General features: G+C 72.7%; 10 protein-coding genes. 3 read left to right on the top strand and 7 right to left on the bottom strand.

Features of this window, described 5'->3' with window-relative positions; translation table 11 throughout:
• The first annotated feature begins 3 nt into the window (after positions 1-3).
• Entirely contained in the window at positions 4-1,947 is a 1,944-nt protein-coding gene (locus tag AW270_RS14190; protein ID WP_061294761.1) for a sensor histidine kinase, read from the top strand.
• Complete coding sequence (locus AW270_RS14185) at positions 1,940-3,367, top strand: phytoene desaturase family protein (protein WP_061294759.1); 1,428 nt, start codon at positions 1,940-1,942, stop codon at positions 3,365-3,367. Before AW270_RS14190 ends, AW270_RS14185 begins: the two co-directional genes overlap by 8 nt.
• Here the strand turns inward: AW270_RS14185 and AW270_RS37695 are convergent.
• The 5 genes from AW270_RS37695 to AW270_RS14160 are packed head-to-tail and all read right to left on the bottom strand — an operon-like array spanning position 3,253 to position 8,134.
• Positions 3,253-3,672 carry a response regulator gene (locus AW270_RS37695; protein ID WP_157521939.1) on the bottom strand — a complete coding sequence of 140 codons (420 nt, stop codon included), beginning with the start codon at positions 3,670-3,672 and terminating at the stop codon, positions 3,253-3,255. The genes AW270_RS14185 and AW270_RS37695 overlap by 115 nt on opposite strands.
• A gap of 42 nt (positions 3,673-3,714) precedes the next feature.
• A complete protein-coding gene (locus AW270_RS14175) occupies positions 3,715-4,383 on the bottom strand; it encodes a response regulator transcription factor (protein ID WP_061294757.1) in 669 nt (222 codons plus the stop codon).
• Positions 4,384-4,396: 13 nt separating this feature from the next.
• Entirely contained in the window at positions 4,397-5,449 is a 1,053-nt protein-coding gene (locus AW270_RS14170; RefSeq protein WP_061294755.1) for a threonine aldolase family protein, read from the bottom strand.
• Positions 5,439-6,101, bottom strand: a complete 663-nt coding sequence (locus tag AW270_RS14165) for an SDR family NAD(P)-dependent oxidoreductase (RefSeq protein ID WP_061294753.1) — start codon at positions 6,099-6,101, stop codon at positions 5,439-5,441. Before AW270_RS14165 ends, AW270_RS14170 begins: the two co-directional genes overlap by 11 nt.
• A gap of 2 nt (positions 6,102-6,103) precedes the next feature.
• A complete protein-coding gene (locus AW270_RS14160) occupies positions 6,104-8,134 on the bottom strand; it encodes a DUF6421 family protein (protein ID WP_061294751.1) in 2,031 nt (676 codons plus the stop codon).
• Between the two features lie 173 nt (positions 8,135-8,307).
• On the opposite strand from AW270_RS14160, the gene AW270_RS14155 reads away from it, so the two are divergent.
• Positions 8,308-9,009, top strand: a complete 702-nt coding sequence (locus tag AW270_RS14155; RefSeq protein ID WP_061294749.1) for a hypothetical protein — start codon at positions 8,308-8,310, stop codon at positions 9,007-9,009.
• On the opposite strand, the gene AW270_RS14150 is transcribed toward AW270_RS14155, so the two are convergent.
• Both AW270_RS14150 and AW270_RS14145 read right to left on the bottom strand, forming a co-directional pair.
• Complete coding sequence (locus AW270_RS14150) at positions 8,952-9,617, bottom strand: response regulator (protein WP_061294747.1); 666 nt, start codon at positions 9,615-9,617, stop codon at positions 8,952-8,954. The genes AW270_RS14155 and AW270_RS14150 overlap by 58 nt on opposite strands.
• Entirely contained in the window at positions 9,614-10,762 is a 1,149-nt protein-coding gene (locus tag AW270_RS14145; RefSeq protein ID WP_061294745.1) for a sensor histidine kinase, read from the bottom strand. Before AW270_RS14145 ends, AW270_RS14150 begins: the two co-directional genes overlap by 4 nt.
• Positions 10,763-10,819: the final 57 nt, after the last annotated feature.

Below are 10,819 nucleotides of genomic sequence, written 5' to 3'. Positions count from 1 at the left end.
ACGATGAACCGCGTTCTGACCGCAACGATCGGAGGCGCCGCCGCGCTGGTGACGCTGGGCGCCGGCACCGCGAGCGCCGTGGTGGCCGCCGGATGGGTGATCGCCGCCGCCGGGTGCCTGGCCTCGGCGCGGCCCGCCGTCGCGCGGTGGGCCGGGCTCGTGGCGGTCCTGCAGGGCGCGGCGGCGATCTGGCCGCACGCGGTTCCGCTGGCCATCGCGGGGTGGCTCGGGTTCGCGCTCGCCCTCCCCGACGGCGACCTGCGCAGCCTGCCGAGGAGGATCGTCACCGGCCTGGGGGCGGCGGCGGGGCTGGCGCTGACGCTCATGGAGGTCTCCCCCGGCGGCTACGCCGCCGCCGCCGTCGTGGCGGCCGGGACCGGGACGATCGCGATCGTGGCCCGCTGCGGCCCGGCCTCGCCCCGGCAGCGGGCCGCCCTCCAGTGGACGGGCGCCGCGCTGCTGCTCGCCGCCGCCGCCGGGGCGGTGATCATGGGGCTCTACCTGCTGCTGGGCGTGCCGGGGAACCCGATGGCCTGGCTGGTGGGGGCGCTGGTGGTGGTGCCGGTGGGGGCGCTGTTCGGGCATCTGCCGCCGACCGCGCATGTCGGGGAGAAGGCGCTGCTGGAGGCGGTGGTGGTCGCCGGGTTCGCGGTGATGATCGCCGGCGTCTACCTCGTCGTGGTGCTGGGCCTGGGCCGCCTCCCGGCGGAGAGCGAACGCGACCTGCTGGTCTCCTCGATGGCGGCGGCGCTGGTGGTGGCGATCCTGGCCATCCCGGTGCGCGACCGGCTCCTCCACACCGCCCGCGCGATCACCGGGCGGGGCGGCGTCCCGCCGGAGGAGATCCTGGCCACCTTCGGCGCCCGCATGAGCCGCGCGGTCCCCTTCGACGAGCTGCTGCTCCAGCTCGCCGAGTCGCTCAAGGCGGCGATGGCCCCGGCGGGCGCGGAGATCTGGGTCGGCTCCGACGGCGTGCTCCAGCGCACGGTCAGCGTGCCCGACCTCCCGGCAGAACGCATCACCCTCAACGACCGCGAACGCGTCATCGTCGGCCGAACCCGGATCGGCGGCCCGTCGTGGCTGGCCATCTGGCTGCCCGGCATGCTCCCGGAGAGCGGCGGCCTGGTCCGCGTCGCGCCCGCCGCCCACCTGGGCGAACTCCTCGGCATGATCGTGGTGCGCCGCCCGCCGGACGCCCCGCCCTTCTCCGAGAACGACGACCAGGTGCTCGTGCAGCTGGCCCGCCAGGTCGGCTTGGCCCTGCACAACATGCGGCTCGACTCCGCGCTCCAGGCCAGCCTCGACGAGCTGCGCCGCCGCAACGAGGAGCTCCAGGCCTCCCGGCTCCGCATCGTCACCGCCGCCGACGCCGCCCGCAGGGCCATCGAACGCGACCTCCACGACGGCGCGCAGCAGCACCTGGTGGCCCTGTCGGTCAAGCTCAGCCTGGCCGGGGAGATCATCGCCGAGGAGCCCGACGTCGCCCGCTCGATGATGGGCGAGCTGCGGGAGGACGTGCAGGGCACCATCACGGCCGTCCGGGAGCTGGCCCACGGCGTCTATCCGCCGCTGCTGCGCAACCACGGCCTGGAACAGGCGATGCGGTCGGCGGCGCGGCGCTCGCCGTTGCCGTGCGCGGTCGACGTCGACCTGCCCCGGCGGTTCTCCGAGGAGACCGAGGCGGCGGTCTACTTCTGCTGCCTGGAGGCGATCCAGAACGCCGGCAAGCACGCCGGGGCCGACGCGGCCGTCCAGGTGGAGATCACCGCCGACGACGAGGCGCTGCGGTTCACCGTGACCGACGACGGGGCCGGATTCGAGTCCAGCGGTGACGGGCACGGCTTCGTCAACATGCGCGACCGGCTCGGCGCGATCGGCGGCACCCTGACCGTCGACTCCGCGCTCGGCGCCGGCACCACGATCCGCGGGGAGATCCCACATGCCTGAGTTCGATGCCGTCGTCGTCGGGTCGGGCCCGAACGGCCTGACCGGCGCCCTGGAGCTGGCCGAGGCGGGCCGCAGGGTCCTGCTGCTGGAGGCGGCCCCGACCTTCGGCGGCGGCCTGCGCAGCAGCGCCGGCCTCACCCTGCCCGGCTTCACCCACGACCTCTGCGCGACCGTGATCGCCACGGCGCTGGCCTCCCCCGCGCTGCGCGACCGGCTGCCTGGACTGGGCGTGGAGGCCGTGCATCCGGAGATCCCGGCCGCCCACCCGTTCGACGACGGCCCCGCCGTGCTGTTCCACCGCTCGGCGGAGCGGACCGCGGCGGGCCTGGGCCGCGACGGCGCGGCCTACCTGGCCACCGTCGGCGCGACCGCGCGGGCGGGCTTCCCGCTGGTCGACAGCCTGCTCGCGCCCATCGGCGTCCCGAAGGCCCCGTTCTCGCTGCTCCGGTACGGCCTCACCGGCGCCCTCCCCGCCACGACCGCCGCCCGCCTGCTCTTCCGCGAGCCGCGGGCGCGGGCGGCGCTGGCCGGGATGTCCGCCCACTCGATGCTCGACCTGGCGAGCCCCATCTCCGCCGGTTACGGCGTCATGCTCGCCGCGACGACCCATCTGGTCGGCTGGCCGGTCGTGAAGGGCGGCTCGCAGGTGATGGCCGACGCGATGGTGGCCCGGCTGCGGGAGCTCGGCGGCGAGGCGGTGCCGGACACCAGGGTCACCGCGCTGAAGGAGCTCCCCGACGCCGGGACGGTCCTGCTCGACGTCACCCCGCGCCAGTTCCTGGAGATGGCGGACCTGCCCGAGTCGTACCGGAGGAGGCTTCTCAGGTTCCGGTACGGCCCCGGTGTGTTCAAGGTCGACTGGGCGCTCGACGGCCCGGTCCCCTGGCGCGACCCGGAGGTCGCGAAGGCCGGGACGGTCCACCTGGGCGGGACCATGGAGGAGATCGCCGCCGGTGAGAGGGCGGCGGTGCGCGGACGGGTCGCCGATCGCCCCTATGTGCTGCTGGTCCAGCCGCCCGACCCGTCGCGGGCCCCCGAGGGCAACCGCACCCTGTGGGCCTACTGCCACGTCCCCCACGGCTACGACGGCGACCGCACCGGCGCGATCGAGGCCCAGATCGAGCGGTTCGCGCCCGGGTTCCGGGACCTGGTCCTGGCCCGCCACGTCAGGGGGCCGGCCGAGCTGGAGGCGCACGACGCCAACTACGTCGGCGGGGACATCGGCGGCGGCGCGGCCGACCTGTTCCAGTTCGTCAGCCGCCCGGTCCTGTCGCTCCAGCCGTGGCGCACCCCTCTGGAGGGCGTCTACCTCTGCTCGTCGTCGACCCCGCCGGGCGCGGGCGTCCACGGCATGGGCGGCCTCATGGCGGCCAGGCTGGCCCTCAGCCGGGCGGGCGTCAGATCCTCCTTGCGGATGTAACCGGCCGCCCCGCAGTCGGAGGCGCCGGGCGGGAGGTCCTCCGCCGCGTAGGTCGACACCAGCACCACCGTGATGCCGGGCTGGTCGGCCAGGATGCGGCGGGTGGCCTCGACGCCGCTGATCCCGGGCAGGTTGATGTCCATGACGATCACGTGGGGACGGGTCTGGACGGCCAGCGCCACGGCGTCCTCCCCCGACTCCGCCTCGCCGGCCACGCGCCAGCCCGCGACCAGCGCGACCAGCCGCCGCGCGACGGCCCGGAACGGCGCCTGGTCGTCGACGATGAGAACTTCGACGGACCCCATGACAACCCATGGTGGCCCATGGGACGCCCGTCGCTAAGGGTGTTACCCCTCCTGTTCGGACAGGTAGAGCAGGACGGCCAGCACCCGCCGGTTCACCTCGGGGGTGGCCTCCAGCCCGAGCTTGGCGAAGACCACGCTGATGTGCTTCTCCACCGATTTCTCGCTGAGGAACAGGGTCTCGCCGACGGCCGCGTTGCTGCGCCCCTGGGCGATCTGGGCCAGCACGTCGCGCTCACGGGGAGTGAGCGCCGCCAGCGGGGAGGAGCGCCGCCGCAGCGAGTCGGCCAGGATGCCCTCGACCACGACGGGGTCGATCACCGACCCGCCGCGCGCCACCGCGCGGACCGCGTCGACGAGCTGGCCGGGCTCGCCCACCCGCTCCTTCAGCAGGTAGGCCCGCCCGGCGCTGCCGCCCGCCAGCAGCATGGTGGCGTAGGACGGCTCGGCGTACTGCGACAGCACCACGACACCCGTCGCGGGCGACCCGGCCCGCAGCTTCGTGGCGGCCTGGATGCCCTCGTCGGTCGACGTCGGCGGCATCCGCACGTCGGTCACCACGACGTCGGGCCGGTGCTCCTCGACGGCGGCGAGCAGCTCGGCGAGGTCGGCGCAGGCGGCCACGACCGCCAGGCCGGGATCGCGGGAGAGCACGCGCTCCACGCCCTCGCGCATCAGCAGGTTGTCCTCGGCGATCACGACCCGTAACGGCACCGGGACAGACTATCTATCCCTCGGCGAGAGCGGCGACGAAGGCGTCCACGTCCTGCTCGGTGGTGTCGTAGGAGCACATCCACCGCACCTCGCCGGTCTCCTGGTTCCAGGTGTAGAACGGGAAGGTCTTGCGGACCCGGTCGGCCACCTCACCGGGCAGCGTCGCGAAGACCGCGTTGGCCTGGGGCCGCCGCGACAGCGTGACGTGGGGGATCTCACCGGCCTTCTCGGCCAGCCGGGCGGCCATCGCGTTGGCGTTGCGGGCGTTGCGCAGCCACAGGTCGCCGGAGAGCAGCGCCTCGAACTGGGCCGACACGAACCGCATCTTGGAGGCGAGCTGCATGCTCGTCTTCCTGATGTACGGCAGCCCGCGCACCGCGCCGGGATTGAGCACCACCACGGCCTCACCCAGCATCAGGCCGATCTTGGTGCCGCCGAACGACACCACGTCGACCCCCACGTCGGTGGTGAGCGCCCGCAGCGGCAGGTCGAGCGCGGCGGCGGCGTTGCAGAGCCGGGCCCCGTCGACGTGCACGAGCATCCCGCGCGCGTGGGCGTGCTCGGTGAGGGCGGCGATCTCGGCGGGCGTGTAGACGGTGCCGAGCTCGGTGGCGTTGGTGATCGAGACCACCCGGGGCTGCGCGCGGTGCACGTCGCCGAAGCCCCACGCCTGGGTGCCGACCAGGTCGGGCGTCAGCTTCCCGTCGGGCGTCCGGACGGTGTGGAGCTTCATGGACCCGACGACCTCGGGCGCGCCGCCCTCGTCGACGTGGATGTGGGCGGTGTCGGCGCAGACGACCGACTCCCACGACCCGCACATCGCGCGCAGCGAGACCACGTTGGCGGCGGTCCCGTTGAACACCGGATAGGCCTCGGCCCGCTCGCCGAAGTGCCGCCGGAACAGGTGCTGCAGCGCGGAGGTGTAGGCGTCGTCGCCGTAGGGCGGCTGGTGGCCGCCGTTGGCGAGGCTGATCGCGGCCAGGATCTCGGGGTGGACCCCGGCGTAGTTGTCGCTCGCGAACCCCCTCAGCGCGGGTTCGTGGCGGCGGACGGCGTCAGTTCCCATGGGCCGTCAGATCCAGCCTGAGGCCGTTGGCCTCGGTCACCGGCAGCTTCCACAGGCCGGCCAGGGCCTGGGCCAGGTCGTCGACGTCGGTGAAGGTGCGGAAGGGCTTGTCCGGGGAGGCCTTGCGCATCGCCTCGTGGACCAGCGCCGTCACGACCACGATCGAGGCGGCGCTGCCGCTGCTCTTGAGAGCGTCGGCGAAGGCCAGCGTCCACGCCTCGGCGGCGGCCTTGGCGGCGGCGTAGCAGGCGTTGCCCTGCGTGGGGGCCTCGGCGGCCTTGGCCGACACGATCGCGAACCGGCCGTCGTCGCTTTCCCTGAACAGCTGCTCGAAGGCGAGCGTGACGTGCTGGAGCGTGCGGACCAGCAGGTCGTCGAGGTCGGCCCAGTCCTTGAGGTCGGTCTCGGCGAAGGTCTTGGACCCGCGCCAGCCGCCGACCAGGTGGAAGATCCCGTCGACCCGGCCGTGTTCGGCGCGGACGCGGGCCTCCAGGTCGCGGACCTGCGCGAGGTCGAGCAGGTCCACGGCGAGGCAGCCCTCGGCGCCGGAGCGGTCGACGCCGATGACGGTGTCACCGAGCTCGGTGAACCTCTTCACCACGGCCCGCCCGGCGGGACCGCCCGCGCCCAGGACCAGAATGACGCGGCTCATGGTCAGCGCACACCCTTCGTCGATTCGATCACGTCGGCGAGCTTACGGCGCAGCGCCTCGTAGAACATGCTCAGGGGGAACTCGTCCGGCAGCACGGCGTCGACCATGGCCTTCTGCTCCTCCGGCAGGTCCCGCGCGGCCCACCTCGACGCCGGGTGGGGCGCGACGTAGGCGGCGACCAGGTCGTGGGCGGCCAGCCAGTGGGCCAGCTTCGAGCGGTCGATGCCGTCGCGGTAGAGCTTCTCCACCTCGGCCCGCAGGTCGGCGACGCCGCCCGCGACCCGGTCCCAGGCGATCGACAGGCGGTTGTCGGTCCACCGGACGATGTCGTTGCGGTGCAGGTAGGCGAACATGAGCTGGCCGCCGAGCCCGTCGTAGTTGCGCACCCGCTCACCCGTGACGGGGAAGCGGAACAGCCGGTCGAACAGGATCGCGAGCTGGACGTAGCGGGCGTGCGGCACCCCGTCGGCCTCCAGCTTCACCGCCTCGCCGAACGCGGTCAGGTCGCAGCGCAGCTCCTCCAGCGAGTAGAGCCAGTAGGGCATCCGCTGCTTGATCATGAACGGGTCGAACGGCAGGTCGCCGTGGGAGTGGGTGCGGTCGTGCACCAGGTCCCACATGGTGAAGGTCTCCTGGGCGAGCTCCTGCGAGGCGACCAGGCGGGCGGCGTCCGGCGGCAGGTCGAGCTTGAGGGTCTTGGCGGCGGCGTCGGTCACCATCCGGAACCGGGCGGCCTCGCGGTCGCAGAAGATGCCGCCCCAGGTGAAGCGCGGCGGGGTCTCCCGCACGACCACGGTCTCCGGGAACAGGACGGCGGAGTTGGTGTCGTACCCGGCGGTGAAGTCCTCGAAGGCGATGGGCACGAACATCGGGTTGTCGTAGCCCCCGGCCTCCAGGCCGGCCAGCCACTGCGGCCAGACGGTCCTGATCCAGACCGCCTCCAGGTTGCGGTTCGGGTTGCCGTTCTGGGTGTACATGGGGAACACCACGAGGTGCTCCAGCCCGTCTTCGCGCTGCTCGTCGGGGTGGAAGGCGTTGAGCGAGTCGAGGAAGTCGGGTTTGCCGCCGCCGGTCTCGGCCCACTTGCCGAGGTCGCGCTGGACCGCGTGGAGGTAGGCCTCGTCGTGCGGGAAGCGGGGGGCCAGCTCGGCCACCCGGCCGGCCACGGCGCGGATCAGCTCCGGATCGCCGTCGAAGGCGCCGTCCTTCGCCGTGTACGGCCTGAGCGCCTCGACCGCCTCCTTGAGGGCGGCGAACTCCGGCCGTCCAGCAGCGGCGGAACCGTGGCCCTGCGGGGACCGCGCCGCCCAGGTCACCAGGTTGCCCCACAGGCGCGCGTGGTCGAGGTCGTCGATCGAGTCGTCGCCGAACAGGTCGGAGTCGGCGACCACGACGACCCGGCCCGCGCCGTGGGTCAGCGCCACCGCGAGCGGCGCGTTCGCGGGGGTCGCGCTCGCCGAGGTCGAGAACAGGGTGGTCGCCTTCGGCGCGTCGAGCACGCCGGCCCGGTAGAAGCAGGCCCGCCGCACCCCGGCCAGCACGTCGGCCCCGTTGACCGACCCCTGCGCCGGCTCGCCGAGCACCCAGGAGGCCACGTTGTTGAACCGGTTGGCCGGGTCCTGGACGGTCGTGTGCACGACGCTCACCCCGAACCGGGACAGCAGGTCACCCAGATTGGTGCCGTACTTCTCCTGCTCCTCCTCCGCGAGGACGAGGAGCCCTCCCCCGGCCGTCACGAACGCCTCGATCGCGTCGATCTCCTCCGGGGAGAACACGGGGCTGCCCAGACCGGTGGTGCGTTCCCAGCGCTGCGCCGACGGATGGGCGATGACCAGCAGGTCCTGGCCCTCCAGGACAAGTGTCCCGTCCGTGTGGGCGGATACCTGGGATCCCAGGCGGCGGAGCAGGTCCGCGGCGCGGGCGTAGGAGTTGTCGTCGGGGTGACCCGGGTTCATCGCCTGGGCGACGTCGCGCCGGATCGTCCATGCCTCACTGTGGCTCTCGTCGAACAGCACCTTAGGGAACGCAGTCATGAAAGTTCTCCTGCTATCGATACCTCTTGACGAAAAATATATGCCAATGTCCGGATGCAACCGCAAGTCACTCTCCGGAGTGACGGTGAATCACCCGTGATGGGGACGTCGCCCCGGGACCCGGGCTCCTAACGTTCCGCCACGTTGAGAGATACCCGAGGGGGAGACGAGAGATGTTCAAGAGTTCGACCGGCTTCCGGCGCTGGGCCATCGGCCTGGTGCTGATCGTTTCGCCGTTGCTGCAGTTCGTCGCGGTGGTGGTCGACCCGGGCACGTGGGGGGACATCCGCGAGTCCGTCAGCTACCAGGACAACCCGGCCCTGGCCCAGCTCCAGTCGGCGCTCTACCACTGGTCGTGGATGCTGCTGCCGGTCGGCCTGATCGGCGTCCTGCACTTCGCCCGCAGGCGCGGCGCGGTGCTCGCCCACATCGGCGGCTCGCTGGCCGTGATCGGCTTCCTGTCGCTGTCGGCCCTGCTGATGGTCGACCCGGTCGAGTGGTACCTGGGGCAGCACAACACGCCCGAGCAGGCCGCGAAGATCTTCGACGAGATCTTCAACCTGCCCGGCGTGGTCTTCGGGTTCCAGATGCCGTGGCTGTTCTTCGGCCCGGTCGGCGCCGGCCTGGTCGCCATCGCCCTGTGGCGGGCGGGCTTCGCCCCGCTCTGGACGACCATCCTGATCCTGGTCGGCTGGTGGGTCGGCTTCCTGCTGGAGTACGGCCCGGTCACCGTGGTCACCTGGGGCGTGCCGGTGATCGCCTTCGGCTACTGGGGCGTCAAGATCCTGCGGATGAGCGACGCCGACTGGATCTCGTTCTACCCGACGGCGCCGGGCGTCACCACGCCCGACTCGTACGCGAACACGACCGCCTGAGCGCGGTCACGCAGGTTCAGCTTCATCAGGACCCGCGCCACATGGGTCTTGACGGTGGCCTCACCGACGAAGAGCGCGGTCGCGATCTCGGCGTTGGTGAGGCCTTTCGCGAGCATCCGCAGGACCTCCAGCTCGCGCGGCGTCAGGTCGGCGAGCTGGGGCGGCCGGACCGGCTCGTGGCGGCCGGCGAAGGAGGCGATCACCCGCGTGGTGACCGCCGGGTCGAGCAGCCCGTCGCCGGCGGCGACCACCCGGATCGCCTCCACGAGCTGCTCGGGCGGCGACACCTTGAGCAGGAAGCCGCTGGTCCCGGCCCGGAGGGCGGCGTAGAGGTTCTCGTCGGTGTCGAAGGTGGTCAGCATGATGACCTTGGGCGGGTCGGGGGTGTCGAGGAGCTGGCGGGCGGCGGTCAGGCCGTCCATGCGGGGCATCGAGATGTCCATCAGGACGACGTCGGGCCTGACCCGGCGGGCCACCGCGACGGCCTCCACTCCGTCGGCGGCCTCGCCCACGACGTCCATGCCCGGCTCGCTCTCCACCACCATGCGGAGCCCGGCCCGGATCATGGCCTGGTCGTCGGCCAGCACGATCCTGATGCTCCCGCTCATACGAGCACGACCCCCGGGGAGGTCGGCAGCACCGCGCGGACGCGGAACCCGCCCTCCTCGCGCGGCCCCGCGTCGAGCGTGCCGCCGAACAGCTCGGCCCGCTCGCGCATGCCGATCAGGCCGTTGCCCGTCGACAGACCGCCGGTCCCGGCGGCCTTCCCGTTGTCGGTCACTTCCAGGGTGACCGAGAGCGGGTGGTAGGTGATCTTGATCTGGACGTCGGCCTCGCCGGCGTACTTCACCGCGTTGGTGAGCGCCTCCTGGACGATCCGGTAGGCCGACAGGTCGAGACCCGGCGCCAGCCGCACCGGCTCGCCGGCGATCGTCAGGGTGACCGTCAGGGCGGTGTTGCTGACCGTGGAGATCAGGTTCTGCACCATGTCGAGGCCGGGCTGGGGCAGCGCCTCGTCCTGCGGCATCCGCAGCGCGCCCAGCATCACCCGCAGCTCGTTGACGGCGTCGCGCCCGGCCTGCTCGATCCCGGTCAGCACGGGGTTGTCGCCGCCCTGGGCCCGGCGGAGCCCCGCGGCCTGCATGACCATCATGCTGACGCTGTGGGCGACCACGTCGTGGAGCTCGCGGGCGATCCGGCTGCGCTCGGCCGCGACCGCCTCGGCGGCCCGGCGCTCCCGCTCGACCTCGGCCAGCGCGGCCTGCCGGGCGGCCTTCTCGGCCCGGACCAGCCAGGCGCGCAGGCCCACGCCGGTCAGGTAGGCGAAGCCGAACATGACCGTGAGGAAGATCGCCTCCTCGATGGGCAGCGGCCGCATGTCGACCGCGCCGATGTCGAAGACGAAGATGCCCCCCAGGCCCCAGAGGGCGCCCCGCTTCCACGGCAGATGGGCGCCCAGGCCGTGGAAGGCGATGAGGAGCGCGATCTGCTGGTGGACCTGGCACATCTCGAACCCCTGGCGGTGCCAGAGGAACTGGATCACCACGGTCGCCACGAAGACGAGCACCGGTGAGACGCGGCGGAAGCAGAGCACGGCCCCGGCGATCAGGGCCTGCGGGATCCACCAGAGCTCGGGGTTCTGGGCCGCGCCGTAGGAGGTCGCGGTGGTGAACGCTTCGAGCGTGCCGACGGCCGCGACGGCGGCGCCGATGAGGAGGTCGCTCCGAGAGGGCGCGGGGATGCGGAGGGCCATGACGGCAGATTAGTGTGTCCTGGTCGCCCCGCGAAGCGGCAGGTTCTCCCGTTCAAT

Source organism: Herbidospora cretacea (assembly GCF_001570605.1).
Lineage (GTDB): Bacteria > Actinomycetota > Actinomycetes > Streptosporangiales > Streptosporangiaceae > Herbidospora > Herbidospora cretacea.
This window is presented reverse-complemented; position numbering and strand designations above follow the sequence as displayed.